General features: G+C 63.5%; 18 protein-coding genes. 7 read left to right on the top strand and 11 right to left on the bottom strand.

Annotated features, from left to right (window positions below):
- Positions 1–108 precede the first annotated feature (108 nt).
- Entirely contained in the window at positions 109–1,560 is a 1,452-nt protein-coding gene (locus tag ACIP1G_RS17115; RefSeq protein ID WP_400739031.1) for an MDR family MFS transporter, read from the bottom strand.
- Between the two features lie 462 nt (positions 1,561–2,022).
- Here ACIP1G_RS17115 and ACIP1G_RS17110 point away from each other — a divergent pair, with 462 nt between their 5' ends.
- Entirely contained in the window at positions 2,023–2,892 is an 870-nt protein-coding gene (locus tag ACIP1G_RS17110; protein WP_400739028.1) for an oxaloacetate decarboxylase, read from the top strand.
- A 19-nt stretch (positions 2,893–2,911) separates the two neighbouring features.
- On the opposite strand, the gene ACIP1G_RS17105 is transcribed toward ACIP1G_RS17110, so the two are convergent.
- Together ACIP1G_RS17105 and ACIP1G_RS17100 are read right to left on the bottom strand one after the other, a co-directional pair.
- Positions 2,912–3,052 carry a hypothetical protein gene (locus tag ACIP1G_RS17105; RefSeq protein ID WP_400739025.1) on the bottom strand — a complete coding sequence of 47 codons (141 nt, stop codon included), beginning with the start codon at positions 3,050–3,052 and terminating at the stop codon, positions 2,912–2,914.
- Positions 3,053–3,241: 189 nt separating this feature from the next.
- Positions 3,242–4,150 carry a LysR family transcriptional regulator gene (locus tag ACIP1G_RS17100; RefSeq protein ID WP_400739022.1) on the bottom strand — a complete coding sequence of 303 codons (909 nt, stop codon included), beginning with the start codon at positions 4,148–4,150 and terminating at the stop codon, positions 3,242–3,244.
- 102 nt (positions 4,151–4,252) lie between these two features.
- On the opposite strand from ACIP1G_RS17100, the gene ACIP1G_RS17095 reads away from it, so the two are divergent.
- Together ACIP1G_RS17095 and ACIP1G_RS17090 are read left to right on the top strand one after the other, a co-directional pair.
- Positions 4,253–5,128: an MBL fold metallo-hydrolase gene (locus ACIP1G_RS17095; RefSeq protein WP_400739020.1), complete on the top strand. Its 876-nt coding sequence runs from the start codon at positions 4,253–4,255 to the stop codon at positions 5,126–5,128.
- A 27-nt stretch (positions 5,129–5,155) separates the two neighbouring features.
- Positions 5,156–5,770: an NAD(P)-dependent oxidoreductase gene (locus tag ACIP1G_RS17090; protein ID WP_400739017.1), complete on the top strand. Its 615-nt coding sequence runs from the start codon at positions 5,156–5,158 to the stop codon at positions 5,768–5,770.
- Between the two features lie 170 nt (positions 5,771–5,940).
- Here the strand turns inward: ACIP1G_RS17090 and ACIP1G_RS17085 are convergent, their stop codons facing one another.
- The gene (locus ACIP1G_RS17085) at positions 5,941–6,816 is read right to left on the bottom strand and encodes a LysR substrate-binding domain-containing protein (RefSeq protein ID WP_400739014.1); all 876 of its coding nucleotides are present in this window, start codon (positions 6,814–6,816) and stop codon (positions 5,941–5,943) included.
- A 114-nt stretch (positions 6,817–6,930) separates the two neighbouring features.
- Between ACIP1G_RS17085 and ACIP1G_RS17080 the strand changes: the two genes are divergently transcribed.
- On the top strand, positions 6,931–8,568 hold the full coding sequence (locus tag ACIP1G_RS17080) for a 5-guanidino-2-oxopentanoate decarboxylase (protein WP_400739011.1): 1,638 nt from the start codon (positions 6,931–6,933) through the stop codon (positions 8,566–8,568).
- Between the two features lie 150 nt (positions 8,569–8,718).
- On the opposite strand, the gene ACIP1G_RS17075 is transcribed toward ACIP1G_RS17080, so the two are convergent.
- Complete coding sequence (locus ACIP1G_RS17075) at positions 8,719–9,639, bottom strand: AraC family transcriptional regulator N-terminal domain-containing protein (RefSeq protein ID WP_400739008.1); 921 nt, start codon at positions 9,637–9,639, stop codon at positions 8,719–8,721.
- Between the two features lie 202 nt (positions 9,640–9,841).
- On the opposite strand from ACIP1G_RS17075, the gene ACIP1G_RS17070 reads away from it, so the two are divergent.
- Both ACIP1G_RS17070 and ACIP1G_RS17065 read left to right on the top strand, forming a co-directional pair.
- Positions 9,842–10,135 carry a putative quinol monooxygenase gene (locus ACIP1G_RS17070; protein WP_400739005.1) on the top strand — a complete coding sequence of 98 codons (294 nt, stop codon included), beginning with the start codon at positions 9,842–9,844 and terminating at the stop codon, positions 10,133–10,135.
- 159 nt (positions 10,136–10,294) lie between these two features.
- Entirely contained in the window at positions 10,295–10,528 is a 234-nt protein-coding gene (locus tag ACIP1G_RS17065) for a hypothetical protein (protein WP_400739003.1), read from the top strand.
- On the opposite strand, the gene ACIP1G_RS17060 is transcribed toward ACIP1G_RS17065, so the two are convergent.
- Together ACIP1G_RS17060 and ACIP1G_RS17055 are read right to left on the bottom strand one after the other, a co-directional pair.
- The gene (locus ACIP1G_RS17060; protein ID WP_400739000.1) at positions 10,529–11,134 is read right to left on the bottom strand and encodes a flavin reductase family protein; all 606 of its coding nucleotides are present in this window, start codon (positions 11,132–11,134) and stop codon (positions 10,529–10,531) included. It abuts the gene before it with no gap.
- A gap of 119 nt (positions 11,135–11,253) precedes the next feature.
- Complete coding sequence (locus ACIP1G_RS17055) at positions 11,254–11,580, bottom strand: hypothetical protein (RefSeq protein WP_400738998.1); 327 nt, start codon at positions 11,578–11,580, stop codon at positions 11,254–11,256.
- 338 nt (positions 11,581–11,918) lie between these two features.
- Between ACIP1G_RS17055 and ACIP1G_RS17050 the strand changes: the two genes are divergently transcribed.
- Positions 11,919–12,671 carry a hypothetical protein gene (locus ACIP1G_RS17050; protein ID WP_400738995.1) on the top strand — a complete coding sequence of 251 codons (753 nt, stop codon included), beginning with the start codon at positions 11,919–11,921 and terminating at the stop codon, positions 12,669–12,671.
- Positions 12,672–13,167: 496 nt separating this feature from the next.
- On the opposite strand, the gene ACIP1G_RS17045 is transcribed toward ACIP1G_RS17050, so the two are convergent.
- From ACIP1G_RS17045 to bglX, 4 genes are all read right to left on the bottom strand, one after another.
- On the bottom strand, positions 13,168–14,487 hold the full coding sequence (locus ACIP1G_RS17045; protein ID WP_400738992.1) for an MFS transporter: 1,320 nt from the start codon (positions 14,485–14,487) through the stop codon (positions 13,168–13,170).
- A 279-nt stretch (positions 14,488–14,766) separates the two neighbouring features.
- Entirely contained in the window at positions 14,767–16,101 is a 1,335-nt protein-coding gene (locus tag ACIP1G_RS17040) for a sigma-54-dependent transcriptional regulator (RefSeq protein WP_400738990.1), read from the bottom strand.
- Positions 16,095–17,852: an ATP-binding protein gene (locus ACIP1G_RS17035; protein WP_400738988.1), complete on the bottom strand. Its 1,758-nt coding sequence runs from the start codon at positions 17,850–17,852 to the stop codon at positions 16,095–16,097. The genes ACIP1G_RS17040 and ACIP1G_RS17035 overlap by 7 nt, the downstream gene beginning before the upstream one ends.
- Positions 17,853–18,000: 148 nt before the next feature.
- A complete protein-coding gene (bglX, locus tag ACIP1G_RS17030) occupies positions 18,001–20,292 on the bottom strand; it encodes a beta-glucosidase BglX (protein ID WP_400738986.1) in 2,292 nt (763 codons plus the stop codon).
- Positions 20,293–20,466: the final 174 nt, after the last annotated feature.

Here is a 20,466-nt window from a genome sequence, read left to right as displayed (position 1 = left end):
CCCCCCCCCCCCCCCCCCCCCCCCCCCCCCCCCCCCCCCCCCCCCCCCCCCCCCCCCCCCCCCCCCCCCCCCCCCCCCCCCCCCGCTCCTACAAAAATCGTGCAGTCTCTAGCGTCCGCGCAGTTGCCGGTCCGGCAATGCCACTGCCGCTACCAGTCCCAGTACCGCGATCAGCGCGCTGCCCATCAGCAGGTGCCGGAACGTTTCCAGCAACCGCCCCTGCGTCACCAAGTCCACCTCACCTGCCTTCAAACTCCCAAGCAACGGATTGCCCAGCAACTCGAACCCGCCCTGGTGCAGCAGCGCCAGCAGCAGGCTGGACATGCACGCCACCCCCATGGCCCCTCCCAGCGAGCGGAACAGGTTGGTGGTGCTGGTGGCCACGCCGATGTCCTTGCTGTCCACCGCGCTTTGCGTGCCCACCAGTGAGGTCGGGAACTGCAGCCCGCAGGCAATGCCGGTCAGCAACATGAACAGCGCACTGAGCAACGCCGACTGCGGTGGAGTCAGTGCCATGCCAAAAATAGCCAGCGGCATCAGCAGTGCGCCCGCCAGGATCTGCGGCTTGTAGCGCCCGGTCCGGCTGGTCATGCGGCCACCGGTGAAAGCGCCCAGGGGCAGCCCCATGACCAGCGGTAGCAGGTGCAGGGCGGCGCTGTCAGCACCGGCACCGGTGATGCCCTGGTAGCGCAATGGCATGAGCATGGTCAGGGAGATCGACTGGAAGCTGGCGAAAAAGATCACGGCCCAGCACAGCACTGCCACCCGGTTTTTGAACAGGCCGAGCGGCAACAGCGGCTCTGGGCAGCGGCGTTCATGGGCGACGAACAGCGCCAGGCCCAGCACGGCGCAGGCAAACAGGGCCAGCACGGCCGGGTCGTCCCAGGCGTGGCCCTGGCCGACCAGGGTGATGCCCAGCAGCAGGCTGCCCAAACCGAGGATCAGCAGCACCGCGCCGAGGTAGTCCACCTGCGCCTCGCGGCGCTGCATAGGCATGCCGCCGAGGGCTCGGCGGATCGCCCACAGGGCGACCAACCCCAACGGCAGGTTGATCCAGAACACCCCGCGCCACGACAGGTATTCGGTCAGCCAGCCGCCCAGCACCGGCCCGGCCACGCTGGCCACGGCGTACATGCTGCTGAAGTATCCCTGGTAGCGGCCGCGTTCGCGCGGGGGCACGAAGTCACCGATGATCGCCTGGCTCACCGAGACCATGCCGCCGGCGCCAATGCCCTGCAGTACCCGGGCCAGCACCAGTTGCTGCATGTCCTGCGCCATGGCGCAGGCGATCGAGGCCAGGGTGAACAGGCTGATGCCGGTCAAGATCATCCGCCGCCGGCCGTACAGATCGCCCAGCTTGCCGTAGATCGGTACGGCTATGGTCATCGCCACCATGTAGCCGGAGATGACCCAGGCCAGCAGGCCGACATCGTTGAACTGGGCCGAGATCGCCGGCAGTGACACCGCGACGATGGTCTGGTCCAGGGCGCCGAGGAAGATCGCCAGCATCAGAGCGGTGAGCACGTTGCGCAGGGTGGTGGGGGGCAGGGCGGCTGTCACGGGAGGACCTTATCCGGGTAATGGGTGACATGTACCGGCCCTTTCGCGGGTAAACCCGCTCCCACAGGGACGGTGCTGATCTTGAGTGGTGCGCGGTCCTTGTGGGAGCGGGTTTACCCGCGAACAGGCCAGCATGAAGTACCCGGATTGTAACCTGAGTTAGGTAGCTTCCTATGTACTATCTGCATCCCCTATGCAAGATCGGCATTGGCGCATTCATCCAGTGCTGCATGGCTGCGTGATATCGTTGGTATGCCACAGCGGCTGAAACCCGCGGCCTGCACCAGCTTGGTGCAACAAATCGCCGCAGGCTGTTCAGGCCACTGTCTCCCACACCTTTTATTCCTCTGCCTGCATGTCGAGCATGACCGCCCAGATGGCGACGGTTGGAACAGGTCAGGTAGACCCGATTACAGGGGTCGGTAGTTACCGTTCAAATTTCAACTTTATTGCGGAGTGATCATGCCCAAGGCTTCCCATCAAGATCTGCGTTTTGCCTTCCGCGAGCTGCTCGCTTCAGGTTCTTGCTTCCACACGGCCTCGGTGTTCGACCCGATGTCGGCACGCATTGCCGCAGACCTGGGCTTCGAGGTCGGCATTCTCGGTGGTTCCGTCGCTTCGCTGCAGGTACTGGCGGCACCGGACTTCGCCCTGATCACCCTCAGCGAATTCGTCGAGCAGGCCACGCGTATTGGCCGTGTGGCGCAACTGCCGTTTTTGGCTGACGCTGACCACGGCTATGGCAACGCGCTGAATGTCATGCGCACGGTCATCGAGTTGGAGCGCGCCGGCGTGGCTGCGCTGACCATCGAGGACACCTTGCTGCCCGCCCAGTTCGGGCGCAAGTCCACCGACCTGATCCCGGTAGAAGAGGGCGTCGGCAAGATCCGCGCGGCGCTGGAGGCGCGGGTCGATTCGTCGCTGTCGATCATTGCCCGTACCAACGCAGGCGTGCTTACCACAGAAGAAATCATCGTGCGTACCCAGAGCTATCAGAAGGCTGGTGCCGACGGTATCTGCATGGTGGGTGTGAAGGACTTCGAGCAGCTTGAGCAGATTGCCGAGCACCTGACGGTACCGCTGATGCTGGTAACCTACGGCAATCCGAACCTGCGGGACGACGAGCGCTTGGCGCGCCTGGGCGTGCGCATCGTGGTCGATGGCCATGCGGCCTACTTTGCCGCGATCAAGGCCACCTACGATTGCCTGCGGTTGCAGCGCGGCCGGCAGAACAAGTCGGAAAACCTCAGCGCCACCGAACTCTCGCACACCTACACCCAGCCCGAGGACTACATCCGCTGGGCCAAGGAATACATGAGCGTCGAGGAGTGACCGGCAGGGCGCCGTCAACTCAACGGACGGCGCTCAAGGTTGCGCTGTGAGGCACGCAATGTGCCTGCTCGCAGCTGTTGGCGGCGCTGGGCTGGCTGCGCAGCAGCTCGGCACGCCAGCAGGCTGAGCCGTACAGCCCTGCGACTGCGGTCAGGGCCATGACGAGGGCGACTCTTTTTGATTTGATGCCCATGGTGCTCACCTCCTGTACGGCGATAGGTGATACCTGCAGGAGCGGCCTTGTGCCGCGAATGGACCGCAAAGCGGTCCCGGTTTGTGCTCCCCGCGAAATCGCTGGGACCGCTTTGCGGTCCATTCGCGGCACAAGGCCGCTCAGGGATCTACACCTCTAGTATAGATCCCGGTCCCACTCTGGCTCGTCCTTGAACCGCTGCACCAGAAAGTCCAGCATGCTGCGCAAGGTCGCTGGCATGTGCTTGCGCGAGGTGTACACCGCATTCAGGTTCAACTCACGTGGCTTTGCTTCGGGCAGCAGGCGCACCAGTTCGCCCCGGCGCAGGGCCTCGGCGGCCTGGTAGGTCGGCAACATGGCGATGCCCGCGCCAGCCAGTGCCGCCTTTTGCAAGGTCATTGCCTCGTTGGCACTGATGTTCCCCGCCACCGGTACGGCAACTTGCTGGCCGGCCACTTCGAAGTGCCACAGGCTATGACCGAAATAGGCATGGGTCAGGCAGTTATGCCGGCTCAGTTCCTCGACCTGTTGCGGCGCGCCGTGTTCGCGCAGGTAGGCCGGTGCCGCACACACCACCGAGCGGCAGACGCTCAGGCGCCTGGCGATCAGGTTGGGGTCGAGGTCGTTGCTGGTGCGGATGGCCAGGTCGATGCGCTCATCCACCAGGTTGACCGTGCGATCGAGCATTTGCAGCTCCACCTTCACCCCGGGGTAGTGCCGCACGTAGGCGGCCACCGCATCCACCAGCTGTGCCTGCCCGAACGAAGTACTGACGCTGATGCGCAGCGCACCCTTTGGCGCATCATCCGGCTGTTGCACGGCGGCCTGCAGGTCGCCGGCAAGCTCCAGCAACTGCCGGCAGCGCGGCAGGGTTTCCTGGCCGGCGGCGGTAAGGCTGAGCTTGCGGGTGGTGCGCTGCATCAGCCGCGCGCCGACCCAGTCCTCCAGCTCTGCCAGGTAACGTGAGACCACCGGCCGGGACAACTGCAGATGATCTGCAGCTGCCGACTGGCTGCCCAGATCGACAACGGTGACGAAAACGCGCATGGCGTTGAGACGGTCCATGATTTGCCCGGTTTCAGAAACAAACTATGTTTGAGCATCGCATTTTTTGTCACGTATCGTGCAACTAAGCTGTTGGGCATTGTTTTTCAGAAGGCGGTGCCAATGTCCCTGTTCACTCCCTTGCGTGGCCTGTTGCTGGCTTGCATTACCCAGGCTGGCCCGGTGTTGGCCGCCGAGCCCTTGCAACTGGAGGTCTACAACCCCGGGCACGCGGCTATCTTCCCGGTCAGCTCGGTGGTTGTCAGTGGCGAGCACGATGCTGTGCTGGTCGACGCCCAGTTCGGCAAGGCGCAGGCCGAGCAGCTGGTGCAACGGTTGCGAGCGAGTGGCAAGCGGCTGACCAGCATCTACATCAGCCATGGTGACCCGGACTACTACTTCGGGCTGGATACCCTGACCCAGGCCTTCCCCGACGCCAAGGTGCTGGCTTCGGCCGCCACCGTTGCACATATCCGCCAGACCATGGACGCCAAGCTGGCGTACTGGGGGCCGCAGATGGGTGCGGACAAGCCGGCGCGGCTGGTGCTGCCGCAGGTGCTTGAAGGTAACCAGCTGACACTGGAAGGGCAGGCCCTCGAAGTGGTTGGCCTGGACGGCCCGCAGCCGGAGCGCAGTTTTGTCTGGATCCCGTCGATCAAGGCAGTGGTCGGGGGCGTGGTGGTGTCCGAGCACATTCATGTGTGGATGGCCGACACGCAAACGGCCAAGTCGCACGCTGACTGGCTCGGCACCCTGACGCACATCGAGGCCTTGGCACCGCGCACGGTCATCCCGGGCCATTACCTGGGCGATAGCAGCCGCTCGCTGGAGGCCGTGCGCTTCACCGCCAACTACATTCGTGATTTCGATGCTGAAACCGCCAAGGCGAAAGATGCTGGCGCGTTGATCAAGGCCATGAAGCAGCGTTACCCGGGCATGGCCGATGAAAGCTCGCTGGAGCTGGGGGCCAAGGTCGCCAAGGGCGAAATGAAGTGGTAATTCCGTTCAACTGATGGAGAGTAACCCATGAGCAAGATTGCAATCATTGGTGCCACTGGCCGCGCTGGCAGCCAGTTGCTGGAAGAGGCCCTGCGCCGTGGCCACAGTGTGCTGGCCATCGCCCGCGACCCATCGCGGCTGCAGGGGCGTGACGGGGTGACCGTCAAGGCGCTGGATGCCAAGGACAGCGCGGCCTTGCAAGCGGCGGTGGCGGGTGTGGACGCGGTGCTGAGCGCGGCGCATTTCTCCACCATCGAGCCACACGCGATCATCGAGCCGGTCAAGCGGGCTGGGGTCAAGCGCCTGCTGGTGGTGGGTGGTGCCGGCAGCCTGTTGCTGCCGTCGGGGCACCGGGTGATCGACAGCCCGGATTTCCCCGAAGCGTACAAGGCCGAGGCCACTGCCGGGGTGCGCTTTCTGGAGGCGCTGCAGCGCGAGCCGAACCTGGACTGGACGTTCCTGTCGCCGTCGGCGGAGTTCGTCGAAGGTGAGCGCAGCGGGCACTACAAATCAGGCAAGGACCATCTGTTGATGGGTGCCGATGGCAAGAGCTGGATCACCTTTGCCGACTATGCGATTGCCATGCTCGATGAGCTGGAAAAGCCGGCGCACTCTCGGCAGCGCTTCACTGTGGGTTATTAACTCACTGTGCGGTTCTCTGTAGGAGCGGCCTTGTGTCGCGAAAGGGCTGCGCAGCAGCCCCGGCAATTTTGCAGGGTGGCGGAAATCCTGGGGCCGCTGCGCGCCCCTTTCGCGACACAAGGCCGCTCCTACAAGGGCCTGCACACGCCGGTCAGCCTGGAGTACGGCTCTCACACGCTGGCCTGGCCCTCCAGCCAATCCAGCAACGCCACCAACCCCGGCGGCAGGCTCTTGGTCTGGCTCACCAGGTAATACCCTTTGCCGGTCATTACCTTCAGCGCAAACGGCATGCACAGCCGACCCCCGCGCAAGTCATCGCCAATCAGCGACCAGTCGCCAATGGCCACCCCCGTCCCCTGCGAAGCCATGGCCATCGCCATGTCCAGCGTCTCGAAATGCTGCTTCGGCCCTTGAGAGGCCAGCGTCACGCCAGCCGCCTGCAACCACAAACGCCAGTCATGCTCATCCCGCGACGGGTGCAGCAACATGTGCCGTGCCAGGTCCTCCACCTGCTGCAACGGTATCGGCCCCTCGCGCAGTGATGGCGCACATACCGGCGTCAGTTGCTCATCGAACAATTTGCGCACGTGCAGCCCGTGGTTCGGCGCATCGCCATAGACCACCGCCGCGTCGAAGCCCTCACGGCGAAAATCCACACCATGCTGCACCGTGGTGGTCAGCTCCACCGGCACATCCGGGCGTAGCGCCTGCCATTCCATCAGGCGTGGCAGCAGCCAGCGCATCACGCAGGTTGGCGCCTTGAGCTGCAGGGTAGCGCTGTGCTCACCCACCTCGCGTACCCCTTGTTCGATCAGTGCGAACACTTGCTGCACGCGGGGCAGCCAGTCCTGGCCTTCACGGGTCAGGCTCAGGCCGCGCGCCTGGCGCTGGAACAGGGCATAACCCAGGTGTTCTTCAAGGGCTGCAATCTGCCGGCTGACGGCGCCTTGGGTTATGTGCAACTGCTGCCCGGCGCGGGTGAAATTGCAGCACTGGGCAGTGACCAGAAAGGTGTGCAGGGCGGGTAGCGGCGGGAGGCGTTTCATTGCAGTAAGCCATGATCACAGGACATGGCTAGTATGTGTTTTTTTGCATTGTGGCGATAGCCGTGGCTTGGGTCCAATAAGGGCATAACCCAACAAGATTCATGGTGAAACCTGATGGCAACCTGCGGCGAAGTACTGGTCAAACTCCTTGAAGGCTATGGCGTGGACCATGTCTTCGGCATTCCTGGTGTACATACGGTGGAGCTTTACCGTGGCCTGGCGGGCTCGTCCATTCGCCACATCACCCCGCGCCATGAGCAAGGTGCCGGGTTCATGGCTGATGGCTATGCGCGCACCCGTGGCAAACCCGGGGTGTGCTTCATCATCACCGGCCCAGGCATGACCAACATCACCACTGCCATGGGCCAGGCCTACGCTGACTCGATCCCGATGCTGGTGATTTCCAGCGTACAGTCTCGCGACCAACTGGGGGGCGGCCGCGGCAAGCTGCATGAGCTGCCCAACCAGGCGGCGCTGGTGGCAGGGGTGGCGGCGTTTTCCCACACCTTGATGAGTGCTGCCGACCTGCCACAGGTGCTGGCCCGGGCTTTCGCCGTGTTCGACAGCGCCCGGCCGCGCCCGGTGCATATCGAAATCCCGCTCGACGTGCTGGTCGAACCGGCCGACCAACTGCTGCCGGGGCGCCCGGTACGTGGCAACCGGGCAGGGGCTGCACCGCAAGCCGTGGCGCAGATGGCCGAGCGCCTGGCCGGTGCACGGCGGCCACTGATCCTGGCAGGGGGCGGTGCCCTGGCTGCTGGGGCTTCGTTGGCACGCCTGGCGGAGCACCTTCAGGCCCCGGTAGCGCTGACCATCAATGCCAAGGGTTTGCTGCCATCCAGCCACCCGCTGCAGATTGGCTCGACCCAGTCTCTGCCGGCCACGCGGGCGCTGGTAGCTGAGGCTGACGTGGTGCTGGCGATCGGTACCGAGCTGGCCGAGACCGACTATGACGTGACCTTCAAGGGTGGTTTCGAGATCCCGGGCAGCCTGTTGCGCATCGACATCGACCCGGACCAGACCGTGCGTAATTACTTGCCGGAGCTGGCGCTGGTGGCCGATGCCGAGCAGGCCGTCGATGCATTGCTCGACGCCTTGCAGGCCCAGCCGCAGCCAGTGCGCGAAAGCACCTGGGGTGTGGCCCGCGTAGCCTGCCTGCGCCAGGCACTGGCGCAGGGCTGGGACCAGCCGACCCTTAGCCAGACGCGTTTGCTGAGCGCGATCCTTGAACGCCTGCCCAATGCCATCCTGGTGGGTGATTCGACCCAGCCGGTGTACACCGGCAACCTGACCCTGGACATGGACCAGCCACGGCGCTGGTTCAATGCCTCGACCGGTTACGGCACCCTGGGTTATGCGCTGCCGGCAGCCATGGGTGCCTGGTTGGGTAGTGCCGAGCAGGTTGGCCAGCGTGCGCCTGCGGTGTGCCTGATTGGTGATGGCGGCTTGCAGTTCACATTGCCGGAGCTGGCCAGCGCGGTGGAGGCGCAGGTGCCGCTGATCGTGCTGCTGTGGAATAACCAAGGCTACGAGGAGATCAAGAAGTACATGGTCAACCGGGCCATCGAGCCAGTCGGGGTGGATATTCATACCCCGGACTTTATCGGCGTGGCGCGGGCGTTGGGGGCGGCGGCGGAGCATGTGGTGGATGTGGCGCAGTTGCAGACGGCGCTGGGGCAGGCTGTGGAGCGCAAGGGGCCGACCCTGATTCAGGTGGACCAGAATCAGTGGCAGGAGACTGTGCTGGGCTGAGGTATTGCCGTTGCCTGGGCCGGCCTCTTCGCGGCGGTTCGACGCCTCGATGAACCCGCTCCCACAAGTACCGTGCAATCTTCAGGATTGTCGCTATCCCTGTGGGAGCGGGTTTACCCGCGAAAGGGCCGGCACAGGCGAATGCTGACCTCAGCCAGCATTGGCCCGCAACCTGGCCACATCCCGAATCGGCGGCGCACCATACAACCGGCTGTATTCACGGCTGAACTGCGAAGGGCTTTCGTACCCCACCCGATAGGCCGCAACGGCCGCCTCGAGCCCGTCGTTCAGCATCAACCGCCGCGCCTCCTGCAGGCGCAATTGCTTCTGGTACTGCAATGGGCTCATCGATGTCACGGCCTTGAAACGGTGGTGCAAGGTCGAGGTGCTGAGGTTGACCTCCCGGGCCAGGTCCTCGATACGCAGCGGTTGCTGATAGTTGTTGTTGAGCCAGGTAATAGCCTGGCAAACCCGGTGGGTCTGGCTGTTGGCCAAGGCGATTTCATATAACCGGTAACCCTGCGGCCCGCGCAACAGGCGGTAGAGAATCTCGCGGCGGAACAGCGGTGCCAGCATCGCGATGTCGCGTGGGGTATCCAGCAGGCGGATCAGCCGCAGCAGGGCGTCGAGCAACGCGGCATCGGTTCTTTCCACATACAGGCCACGGCCGGACGGCCGGTTGGGCACCAGCATCGGCCCGCTTTCGGCAATCAGCTGGCTGATCTCGGCCGGGTCAAGGTCCATGCGCAGGCCCAGGCTAGGGTTCTGCGGGCTGGCATCGAGTTTCACGGCGCTCAGCGGCAAGGTCACCGAGACCACCATGTAATGCAATGGGTCGTAGGCGTACTGCTCGTCACCGAGGAACAGGCTTTTGCTGCCCTGGGCCAGGATGCACAGGGCGGGTTGTGCCAGGGTTGGTACCGAGCGCACGTTCTCGGTGTAGCGCACCAGGTACAGGTTATCGATGGCCGAGGCCGGTCCGTGAGGCTCGCCGGCGTGGCGGGTGATCAGCTCGGCCAGTTCCAGGCGCTGCAGTTCCAGGGTCGGGTCGGTGGTCGTGGCGGTGGTCATGATGGCTTTCCTCTACTGACCGACGCAGCATAAGTTTGGGCAATGGCGGGCGCTAGTCGAAAGCTGCATGTCGATTGCCTGATCCTGCCGCGCTGCAGGATCAGGCAATCGGCGAGCAGTAATGGCCTAACGTGTCGCGCGGGTGGGGGCCTAACCTTGGCAGCCTGGTTTTTCCGTCCGCCTGCTTCAAGGAGATTGTGCAATGACCCTAAAACAACCGGTCACCCACCTTGCTTTCATCCGTGCCAGCAGCGGGCGCTCGGCAGAGCTGGGCGCGCGCCTGCGCGACCTGCTCGAGCCTTCGCTGCGTGCACCGGGTTGCCTGAGTTTCACCGTACAGCGGTCTCAAGCTGATGCCGACTTGTGGTTGCTCAGTGGTAGCTGGCGAGACCAGCAGGCGATGAGTGGTTACTTTGCTTCGCCTACGCTGGAGGTGTTTGGTGAGTTGGTGCAGGCACGAGTGGTCAGCAGCCTGGACTTGCATACCTTTGATTGATTGTCTGTACCGGCCCTATCGCCGGCAAGCCAGCTCCCACAGGTACTGCACCGCTCTCAGGCCTGTGGTGAACCTTTGGGAGCTGGCTTGCCGGCGATAGGGCCGGTACAGGCGAATAGGGTAAGATGCCGCCCCTTGATCAACCAGGCGGATAGTGAAATGGCACGTAGAGAATTCCCGCAGTTCGAAGCGGTTTCGGCGATGGTGCCGGTGGAAGGTGGCGGCTACAACGCGGCCATTGCGGTCAAGGCCCTGGGCATGGGTGGCGCACCGCGCTTTCACAAGGTCCTCGACGGGCAGGTGTTCAAGGGCGCCGTGGCCGCCGACGAAGCGGCCACGGCTGAGCTGCAACGCCTGCAGGGCGTCAGCGAAGACGGTGAGCTGATCTGGTGATCAGGCCGGCGGCCTGGCCATCTTGAACAGGTTGCCCAGCTCGAAATAGTCCGCCGGGCCACCGCCACGCAGGATCGGTTCGGCGGCAGCGGTATCGTAGATGCCGTTTTTCAGCAGGTGCTCGGCAATGTGCACCGCCACCACTTCACCGAGGATCAGCCAGCTGGGCACCAGTTCCTGGTCGGCCCGCTTGAGCTGGACGATCTGGCTGACCTTGCACTCGAAGGCTACCGGGGTTTCGCCCACGCGCGGCACGCTGACGATGCTCGACGGCGTGGCAGTGAGGCCGCTCAATTCGAATTCGCTTACCTCGGCAGGCACTGGCGCGCAGCTCTGGTTCATCTGCTCGGCCAGCGGGCGGGTGGCCAGGTTCCAGACAAACTCGCCGGTCTGCTCAATGTTGTTCAGGCTGTCTTTGCGCCCGACACTGCAGAAACCGATGATTGGCGGGATGTAGTTGAAGGCGTTGAAGAAGCTGTAGGGCGCCAGGTTCAGGCGGCCTTCGCGGTCCTGCGAAGAGATCCAGCCGATAGGGCGGGGGCCGACGATGGCGTTGAACGGGTCGTGGGGCAGACCGTGGCCTTTGGCGGGTTCGTAGTAATACATCTGTGTTGGGCTTGCTGGCCCTACCTCCTGGTGGACAAGGTGCCTAGTGTGCCAAGCCTGTGCGCGCCTGAAAATGATCAAGCCCGGCCGAAGCCGGGCTGGGGTGCTCGCATCAGGGATCAGCTGATGCGGTGGGCGTTGGTGCGGTCGAAGCCATCTTCGGCGAAGCGTTGGCCACCGGTACGGTCGAAGCCATCTTCGGCGAAGCGTTGGCCCCCAGTACGGTCGAAGCCGTCTTCGGTGAAGCGTTGGCCACCGGTGCGGTCGAAGCCGTCTTCGGTGAAGCGTTGGCCACCGGTGCGGTCAAAGCCGTCTTCAGCGTAGCTAGCGGATTGGGTCTGGCCTGCTGCGAAGGTGTGGGCGCTGGTACGGTCAAAGCCATCTTCGGCAAAGGCGCCAGCTGCGAAAACCGAGAGGGCCAGGGTGAGGATCAGTTTATTTTTCATGGTCGTTGCTCCGGGGTTCGTGAGTTGTTTGTTTCTATGGGTTTAATCCTACGCCGATTAATCTGATTAAAAAGCGCAAAAAATGGCACTTAAAGATCGTGTTAATCGATGTGTTTGGGTGCGCACGCCGTGATTCAGGCAGCGGCTCAGCTTATGGGCGTTCGCCCTGCACTGCTGTTTTCCCAGCCATTGCAGCTTGATGGAGTGGAATTAATGGGACATTAAGAATGAAAAAACACAAGCTGATGGCCGATGAACGTATTTTTCATATATCACCAACCGATTTTTCAGGCCCTGCTTAGCACCATCGCCGCACCTCAAACTGGAGCGGCACCACAATGAACAAACTCCCGCAAATCACCTTGGCCTTCTGGGTCATGAAGATCTGCGCTACCACCCTTGGCGAAACGGCGGGTGATTTGCTGTCGATGACTCTCAACATCGGCTATGCGCTCAGCTCGCTACTGCTGATCAGCGTGTTCCTGCTGACCTTGCTCGGCCAGTTGTACTCGCGCCGCTACCACCCGATGCTGTACTGGCTGGTGATCCTCTCCACCAGCACTGCTGGCACCACCATGTCCGACTTCATGGACCGCACGCTGGGCCTGGGTTATGCCACGGGTTCAGCCCTGCTCATCGGCATCCTGCTGCTGACCTTCCTGGTTTGGCGCCTGAGCGGCAACCCGCTGGATGTCACCCGCATCAAGAACCGTACAGGCGAGCTGTTCTACTGGGTGGCGATCCTGTTTTCCAACACCCTCGGCACCGCGCTGGGCGACTACCTGGCCGATGACTCGGGGCTGGGCTTTGCCGGCGGCGCGTTGTTTATTGGCAGCGCCATTGCGCTGGTGGTGCTGGCCCGCTACTGGACGCGCATCCCTGGCGTGGTGCTGTTCTGGGTGGCGTTCGTGCTGACTCGCCCGTTTGGCGCGACGTTGGGCGACTTCCTCACCAAGCCTCATGAAAAGGGTGGCTTGGACTTCGGCACGATCGGTTCTTCGGCGGTGCTGGGTGGGGTGCTGTTGGTGCTGGTGCTGATGGCGACTTGGTACCAGCGCCGTGAGCCGCGTCAGGCGTTGGAGATGTCCTGAGCCTGCGTTCAGGCGCAGGTGAGCCGATTAATTGGGCTATTCGGCTCACAATGTGAGCCGAATAGCGTTTCTAATCGGCTCATCAGGGGCTTTGGAAGTATGGCTTGATGTTTGCGGTGTTGCTGAAATCGAGCGCCGCCCGCGCGGCGCTTCGCAGCACAAGGCTGCTCCTACATCTTTTTCGGGCCAGTTATTCCTGTGCCAGGTGGGTTGCAGCCTTGGCGAATCGCTGAAGATCGATGAAGAGCAACGGCGTCCCCTTTGATATCGAAGGGAACAAACAAGGCGAACAGCGGTGACCTCACAGGCGTGACTGGCCCGAAACAAACGTAGGAGCGGCTTTAGCCGCGATGCGCCGCGCGGGCGGCGCTCGATCTCAAAGGCGATAAACATGTTGTGCCAAGCACCTGGCAGCCGAGATGCCTTATCAGTTCAGGCATAAAAAAGGGGCGCCCCATACGCTGGAGCCCCCCTTTTCAGCATTTCCTTACCTGTATTACTCAGTAGTAATCCGCGAGTGCTGCTTGGTGTCCTTCATGGTCGCGTAAACCAGCAGCGAGCAGGCGATGCAAGCGGTGACGTACCAGTAGAAGCCGCTTTCCATGCCGGCGCTCTTGAACCACAGGGCCACGTACTCGGCGGTGCCGCCGAAGATCGACACGGTGAGCGCGTACGGCAGGCCTACGCCCAGGGCGCGGATTTCGGTGGGGAACAGCTCGGCTTTGACCACAGCGTTGATCGAGGTGTAGCCGCTGACGATGATCAGCGCCGCCATGATCAGGAAGAACGCGCCCCACCAGGTCTGGATGGTGTGCAGGGTGCTGAGGATCGGTACGGTGAACAGGGTGCCGAGTACACCGAAGGCGATCAGGATCGGGCGCCGGCCGATCTTGTCGGACAGGCCGCCGATCACCGGCTGCAGGCACATGAACAGGAACAGCGTGGCGGCCGAGATGGTGGTCGAGTCGCTGATGCTCATGCCCACGGTGTTGACCAGGTACTTCTGCATGTAGGTGGTGTAGGTATAGAAGGCCAGGGTACCGCCCATGGTCAGGCCGACCACGGTCATCAGTTCCTTGGGGTGGCGCAGCAGGGTGCGCATCAGGCTTTCCTTGGCCTTTTCCTTCTTGGTGAACGAGGCGGTTTCTTCCATGCCGCGACGCAGGTACAGGGCCACCACGGCGCACAGCGCACCGATCACGAACGGTACACGCCAGCCCCAGGCATACAGCTGCTCGGTGGTCAGGGTCTGTTGCAAGACGATCAGGACTGCCAGGGCGATGAGCTGCCCGGAGATCAGGGTCACATACTGGAAGCTGGAGAAGAAGCCACGGCGCTCCTTGCTGGCCATCTCGCTCAGGTAGGTGGCCGAGGTGCCGTATTCGCCACCCACCGAAAGGCCCTGCAGCAGGCGCGCAACCACGAGCAGGATAGGCGCGGCGACGCCGATGGTTTCATAACCTGGGGTCAGGGCGATGACCAGCGAGCCTGCGCACATCAGCAGCACCGAGGCCATCAGCGCAGCCTTGCGGCCTTTGCGGTCGGCGTACAGGCCCATCAGCCAGCCACCGATCGGGCGCATGAGGAAGCCCACGGCAAAGATCGCGGCAGTATTGAGCAATTGTGCGGTGGAGTCGCCGGCCGGGAAGAAGGCCTTGGCGAAGTACAGCGAGAATGCGGCGTAGACGTACCAGTCGTACCATTCGACCATGTTGCCGATCGACCCGCTGAAGATCGACTTCAGGCGGCTGGCGGTGGTTTTTTCTGCGGCAGGCGCGGTGGCCGCCCCGGCGGGCAGGGAGGTGGCGTTATCCATCAGGGATACCTTCTCGTTGTTTTTGTGGAGCGCGCCGTGGCGCAGCTTGCACAGGTGATTGCAGAAGGTGTGCCAAATGGGTGCGTGATGATCCAAACGGGGGCGCTGTCCGCCCTTCGCGGGCACGCCCGCTCCCACAGGGACCGCGTCACGCCTGATGTTTCACATTCCGTTGCAGGAGCGGGCTTGCCCCGCGAAGGGCTGCAACGCAGCCCCCTTGAAACCCCATCCATGAGCGGATTTTCGCTTGCTTACTAAGCACGATAAGCGGAAATCCGCTCATTCCCGCGCAATAAAGTCCTCGCGCACCAACCCATGACGCTGCATCTTTTCGTTAAGCGTGCGCCGAGGCAGCTGCAACGCCTCCATCACTGCGTTAATTGCCCCCCCATGCTGGCGCAACGCCGCACGCAGGCACTGTGCTTCAAACGCTTCCATCTGCTCGCCCAGTGACTGCCCGGCAGGCGCCACCTCGATGTTCGGCGAACCCAGCCCCAGCGCATGCCGCTCCGCCGCGTTGGCCAGTTCACGCACGTTGCCCGGCCAGTCATGCGACAGCAGCTGCGCCAGTTGCGCACCCGACAGCGGCGGGGCAACACGACCCAGCTTTTCGCCAGCGGCGCGGGCAAAGTGTTCGAACAGCAGTGGAATGTCCTCACGCCGCTCGCGCAACGGCGCCAGGCGCAATTCGGCGACATTCAGGCGGTAGGCCAAGTCTTCGCGAAAGCGCCCGGCGCGCGCTTCTTCGAGCAGGTCTGGCTTGGTGGCGGCAATAATGCGCAAGTCGACGCTGATGCTCTGGTTGGCCCCCAGGCGCTCCAGCTTCTGTTCCTGGATTACCCGCAGCAGCTTGGCCTGCTGGGCCAGCGGCATACTCTCGATTTCGTCGAGGAACACCGTACCACCGTTGGCGTACTCCAGCTTGCCGATGCGCTTGCCTTGGGCACCGGTGAAAGCGCCGCTTTCATGGCCAAACAGCTCGGCCTCGAACAGCGCTTCGGGGATGGCCGCACAGTTGAGGGCGACGAAGGGTTTGCCGGCGCGTGGACCAAAATCGTGCAGGCAGCGGGCCACCCGTTCCTTGCCACTGCCGGTTTCGCCACGGATCAGCACGTTGACCGGCAGGCTGGCCAGGTCCAGCACTTGTCGGCGCAACTGTTGCAGGCCCTGGGACATGCCCAGCAGCGTGCCTTCCAGGCGTGACTTGAGGTCGGCCTGCTCGTGCAAACGGCGGTTTTCCAGCACCAGCTGGCGCTTTTCCAGGGCCCGGCGCAGGCTGCCCAGCAGATGCTGCGGGGTAAAGGGCTTTTCCAGGAAGTCATAGGCCCCACTGCGCATGGCTTCAACCGCCATCGGTACATCGCCATGGCCAGTCAGCAGTATTACCGGCAAATCAGGGTCGTCAGCCTGCAGGCGTTCGAGCAATTGCAGGCCATCCATGCCCGGCATGCGCACGTCGCTGATGATGACCCCGGGAAAGTGCCGCGGCAGGTGCGCCAGGCATTCTTCGGCGCGGGCGAACAGCTGTACGCTGAAGCCAGACAGGCTCAGCCATTGCTCGACCGCAGTGCGGATACTGGCTTCATCATCGACGACGATCACTGAATTCAACATACAGGCTCCAGGTCGCGGGGCAGGGTAAGGCTCAGGCGCGCGCCGCCCGGCAGGTTTTCGGCCTGCAGCTGGCCGCCGGCCTCGTGGACGATGCCGTAGGAAATGGCCAGGCCCAGCCCGAGGCCTTCGCCCACCGGCTTGGTGGTGAAGAACGGGTCGAAGACCTTGGCCAGGTCGTCCTCGGCAATACCGCCGCCCGAATCAAGCACACTCAAGCGCCACAACTCGCCGTCGGGCTCGATACGGATCTCCAGGCGTTTGTAGCGTTTGTCGGCCATGGCGTCGAGGGCATTGCGCAACAGGTTGATCAGTACCTGCTCCAGGCGAATGGCATCGCCACGCACCCAGGCCGGGCGTGCCAGGTACAGGGCCACTTCTACCTCGTCGCTGCGCATGCGCGCGTCCAGCAGGTGCAAGGCCTGGTCGACCACGGTGGCCAGGTCGAGGCGCTCACGCAGGCCTACCGGGCTATTGCGGGCAAAGGTTTTCAGGTGGCTGGTCAGCGCGGCCATGCGGGTGAGCATCTGTTCCAGCGGCTCCAGCGCCTGGCGCGCTTCGTCATGACGGCCATGGTCCAGCAGCAGGCGCAGGGTTTCCAGTTGCATGCGCTGGGTGGTAAGCGGCTGGTTGATTTCGTGGGCCATGGCAGCTGACATCTGCCCGAGCGCGGCCAATTTGGCCGATTGCACCAGGCCCTCCTGGGCGGTGCGCAATTCGCGGGTGCGTTCTTCGACCTGGCGCTTGAGCTCTTGCCGGCTACGCTGGCGCAGGCGAGCCAGGCGCAGGCGCTGGCTGACGAACAGCGCGGCGAACACCAGGCTCAGCCACACGGCGGCGGCGCCGAGGGCGGCATTGCGCCCGTCCGCAGCCACCTGGGTTTTGCGCAGCAGGTGCAAGGTCCAGTTCTCGCCTTCCAGCGGCAAGCTTTCCCACAAGTACTCGGCGCTGCCCTCCGGGCCTTGCACGCGGCTAAGCGTGCTGTTTTCGGCAAAGCGGGTGAGTACCTGATGCTGCAGCGGCACCAACGGCTGCTTGTCGTACTGGCGGGTTTCGGCCAGCTCGGCACGATCGGCGCCGCTGAGTGGCTTCAACTCGCGGTAGCGCCAGCCGTCCTGGTTGGCGATGAAGGTGATGCCGCGGGCGTCGCTGACCAGCAGGATGTCACTGCCCTGGCGCCACTCGCGCTCCAGCTCGGGGAACTCCAGCTTCACCACCATGGCACCGAGGAAGCGGCCGTGCTCGTCGTTTACCGCGCTGGCGAGGAAGTAACCTGGCACGCCACTGGTCACACCCACGGCGTAGAAGCGGCCGCTGCCCTGGCTGCGGGTTTGCTTGAAGTAGGGCCGAAAGCCGTAGTTGGAGCCCACGTAGCTGCTGGGTTGCCGCCAGTTGCTGGCGGCAATGGCCAGGCCAGTGCGGTCGAGCAATTCGAGGGTGGAGGAGTTGGCGGCGCCGTTGATGCGTTCGAGCTTGAGGTTCAGGGCACCCTGCACCTGTTCAGTGACGGGGCCGCGCAGGGCGGCGATCAGCTCCGGGTCCAGCGCCAGCACCGCGGGCAGGGCGCGGTAGCGGTCGATCAGCGTGTGCAAGGCATTGGCGTACAGGCCCAGCTGCTGGTTGGCACGTTGGGCGTCGTCTTCCATGGCCTGGCGTTTGGCCTGGTGCATGGCCCAGCCAGCGCTGAGGGCTGTGCCCAGCACGATCAGCAGGGTGATCAGCCCCAGACGCAGGGCGCGAAAGGAAAAGGGCATTGGGGCGGATCCGGATGAATGGGATATCAGGGCCGGCCTATTCGCGGGCTTGCCCGCTCCCACAGGTACTGCACAGGCCCATCGGGCTGCGAATATCCTGTGGGAGCGGGCAAGCCCGCGAAGAGGCCGGTACAGGCGACCTATTCAGTTACAGCAGCTCAAAGCTCTGCTGCTGCACCGCCTGGGAATCCAGCCCGACCTGGACATTGAACTCCCCTGGCTCGGCAACCCGCTGCAGCTGGCCATTGTAGAACTTCAGGTCTTCCTCGCTGATGCGGAAGGTCAACGTACGCGACTCGCCAGGCTTGAGCATCAGCTTCTGGAAGTTCTTCAGCTCTTTCACCGGGCGGCTCATCGACGCCGATACATCCTGCAGGTACAGCTGCACCACGGTTTCGCCTGCCACCTTGCCGGTGTTCTTCACCGCTACCTTGGCCTCCAGCGTGCCGCCACGCTTGAGGTCCTTGTTCGACAACGTCAGGCCCGACAGCTCGAAGCTGCTGTAGCTCAGGCCATAGCCGAACGGGTACAGCGGGCCGTTGGGCTCTTCGAAGTACTGCGAGGTGTAGTTGCCCGGCTTACCCGGCGTGAACGGCCGGCCAATACGGGTGTGGTTGTAGTACATCGGTATTTGCCCGACCGAACGCGGGAAGGTGATGGCCAGCTTGCCGGACGGGTTGTAGTCGCCAAACAGCACGTCGGCAATGGCGTTGCCGCCTTCGGTGCCGGCGAACCAGGTTTCGAGGATGGCGTCAGCCTGCTCGCGCTCCCACGCGATCGACAGCGGCCGGCCGTTCATCAGCACCAGCACCAGCGGTTTGCCGGTGGCTTTCAGGGCCTTGATCAGCTCACGCTGGCTGGCCGGGATTTCCAGGGTGGTACGGCTCGACGATTCGTGGGACATGCCACGGGACTCGCCAATCACCGCCACCACCACGTCAGACTGCTTTGCCGCCTTGACCGCTTCATCGATCAGCACTGCAGGCGGGCGTGGGTCATCGACGATTTCCGGGGCATCGAAGTTGAGGAAGTTCAGGTAGTCGAACATCGCCTTGTCGCCGGTGACGTTGGAGCCTTTGGCGTAGACCAGCTTGGCCTTGCCTTCCACGGCGCGACGCAGGCCCTCGCGCACGGTTACCGAATGCATCGGTTTGCCGTCAGCGGCCCAGCTGCCCATCATGTCGATCGGGGCATCAGCCAGCGGGCCGACCAGGGCGATGGTGCCAGCCTTTTTCAGCGGCAGGGTCTGGTTGCGGTTTTCCAGCAGCACCAGGCTGCGGCGCGCCACGTCACGCGCGGCTTCGCGGTGCAGGCGGTCGTCGCCGTAGTAGTCCTTGAGGTCGGTTTCGGCCTTGCCGATGCGCACGTACGGGTCCTTGAACAGGCCCATGTCGTACTTGGCGCCAAGCACTTCGCGCACCGCCTGGTCCAGCTCGCCCTGGGTCACTTCGCCGGACTTCAGCAGGCCTGGCAGCTCTTCGCCGTACAGGGTGTCGTTCATGCTCATGTCGATGCCGGCCTTGATCGCCAGCTTGGCGGCTTCGCGGCCGTCGCGGGCGACACCGTGGCGGATCAGTTCCTGAATGGCGCCGTGGTCGCTGATGGTCACGCCCTTGAAGCCCCACTCCTTGCGCAGCAGGTCGTTCATCAGCCAGGTGTTGGAGGTGGCCGGCACGCCATTGATCGAGTTCAGCGCCACCATCACCCCGCCAGCACCGGCGTCGAGCGCGGCGCGGTAGGGCGGCAGGTAGTCGTTGTACATTTTCGGCAGGCTCATATCGACCGTGTTGTAGTCGCGCCCGCCCTCCACCGCGCCATACAGGGCAAAGTGCTTGACGATGGCCATGATGCTGTCGGGGTTGGCCGGGCTGCTGCCCTGGAACGAGCGGACCATTACCTGGCCGATTTTCGAGGTCAGGTAGGTGTCTTCGCCGAAGCCTTCACTGGTGCGGCCCCAGCGTGGGTCGCGGGCGATGTCGACCATCGGTGCGAAGGTCATGTCCAAGGCATCGGCTGCTGCTTCGATGGCGGCGGTGCGGCCGACCTTGGCGACGGCGTCCATGTCCCAGGTCGCGGCCATGCCCAGGCCGATCGGGAAGATGGTACGTTCGCCGTGGACAGTGTCGTAGGCGAAGAACATCGGGATCTTCAGGCGGCTGCGCATGGCCGCGTCCTGCATCGGCCGGTTCTCCGGGGCGGTACGCGAGTTGAAGGTGCCACCGATGCGGCCTGCGGCAATCTCCTCGCGGATCTTGTCGTGGGGCATTTCCGGGCCGATGCTGATCAGGCGCAGCTGGCCGATCTTCTCGGCTTCGGTCATCTGGCTGATCAGATGGTCGATGAATGCCTGCTTGTCTTGCAGGGGCGGGGCGGAGGGGGCGGCGAGGGCCGCCTGACTGGCAAGGCCCATGGCCAGGCCCAGCAAAGACAGTTTCATCATGAATTCCGTTATGGGGCCTTTGCCGTATCCACGGTGATACGCACGGCCGAAGTTTTCAGGCGGCTATTGTTGTACGATTTGCAGGCAATTCTTCCAGCGGCGGATTATGCCTGAATATGTCGGCTGCGCACGAAGCCCCGAATGCCGGGACAACAACTATAAGAATGCTCAAGA

Source organism: Pseudomonas sp. NPDC089392, assembly GCF_044749595.1.
GTDB lineage: Bacteria > Pseudomonadota > Gammaproteobacteria > Pseudomonadales > Pseudomonadaceae > Aquipseudomonas.
Note: the sequence above shows the minus strand (reverse complement) of the source record. Positions and strands in the feature narration are given on the sequence as shown.

What these genes read in the sequence shown, in the direction of transcription:
- ACIP1G_RS17110 (WP_400739028.1), top strand. Translation starts at nt 2,023, where the DNA reads ATGCCCAAGGCTTCCCATCAAGATCTGCGTTTTGCCTTCCGCGAGCTG.
- ACIP1G_RS17105 (WP_400739025.1), bottom strand. Translation starts at nt 3,052, where the DNA reads ATGGCCCTGACCGCAGTCGCAGGGCTGTACGGCTCAGCCTGCTGGCGT.
- ACIP1G_RS17100 (WP_400739022.1), bottom strand. Translation starts at nt 4,150, where the DNA reads ATGGACCGTCTCAACGCCATGCGCGTTTTCGTCACCGTTGTCGATCTG.
- ACIP1G_RS17095 (WP_400739020.1), top strand. Translation starts at nt 4,253, where the DNA reads ATGTCCCTGTTCACTCCCTTGCGTGGCCTGTTGCTGGCTTGCATTACC.
- ACIP1G_RS17090 (WP_400739017.1), top strand. Translation starts at nt 5,156, where the DNA reads ATGAGCAAGATTGCAATCATTGGTGCCACTGGCCGCGCTGGCAGCCAG.
- ACIP1G_RS17085 (WP_400739014.1), bottom strand. Translation starts at nt 6,816, where the DNA reads ATGAAACGCCTCCCGCCGCTACCCGCCCTGCACACCTTTCTGGTCACT.
- ACIP1G_RS17080 (WP_400739011.1), top strand. Translation starts at nt 6,931, where the DNA reads ATGGCAACCTGCGGCGAAGTACTGGTCAAACTCCTTGAAGGCTATGGC.
- ACIP1G_RS17075 (WP_400739008.1), bottom strand. Translation starts at nt 9,639, where the DNA reads ATGACCACCGCCACGACCACCGACCCGACCCTGGAACTGCAGCGCCTG.
- ACIP1G_RS17070 (WP_400739005.1), top strand. Translation starts at nt 9,842, where the DNA reads ATGACCCTAAAACAACCGGTCACCCACCTTGCTTTCATCCGTGCCAGC.
- ACIP1G_RS17065 (WP_400739003.1), top strand. Translation starts at nt 10,295, where the DNA reads ATGGCACGTAGAGAATTCCCGCAGTTCGAAGCGGTTTCGGCGATGGTG.
- ACIP1G_RS17060 (WP_400739000.1), bottom strand. Translation starts at nt 11,134, where the DNA reads ATGTATTACTACGAACCCGCCAAAGGCCACGGTCTGCCCCACGACCCG.
- ACIP1G_RS17055 (WP_400738998.1), bottom strand. Translation starts at nt 11,580, where the DNA reads ATGAAAAATAAACTGATCCTCACCCTGGCCCTCTCGGTTTTCGCAGCT.
- ACIP1G_RS17050 (WP_400738995.1), top strand. Translation starts at nt 11,919, where the DNA reads ATGAACAAACTCCCGCAAATCACCTTGGCCTTCTGGGTCATGAAGATC.
- ACIP1G_RS17045 (WP_400738992.1), bottom strand. Translation starts at nt 14,487, where the DNA reads ATGGATAACGCCACCTCCCTGCCCGCCGGGGCGGCCACCGCGCCTGCC.
- ACIP1G_RS17040 (WP_400738990.1), bottom strand. Translation starts at nt 16,101, where the DNA reads ATGTTGAATTCAGTGATCGTCGTCGATGATGAAGCCAGTATCCGCACT.
- ACIP1G_RS17035 (WP_400738988.1), bottom strand. Translation starts at nt 17,852, where the DNA reads ATGCCCTTTTCCTTTCGCGCCCTGCGTCTGGGGCTGATCACCCTGCTG.
- bglX (WP_400738986.1), bottom strand. Translation starts at nt 20,292, where the DNA reads ATGATGAAACTGTCTTTGCTGGGCCTGGCCATGGGCCTTGCCAGTCAG.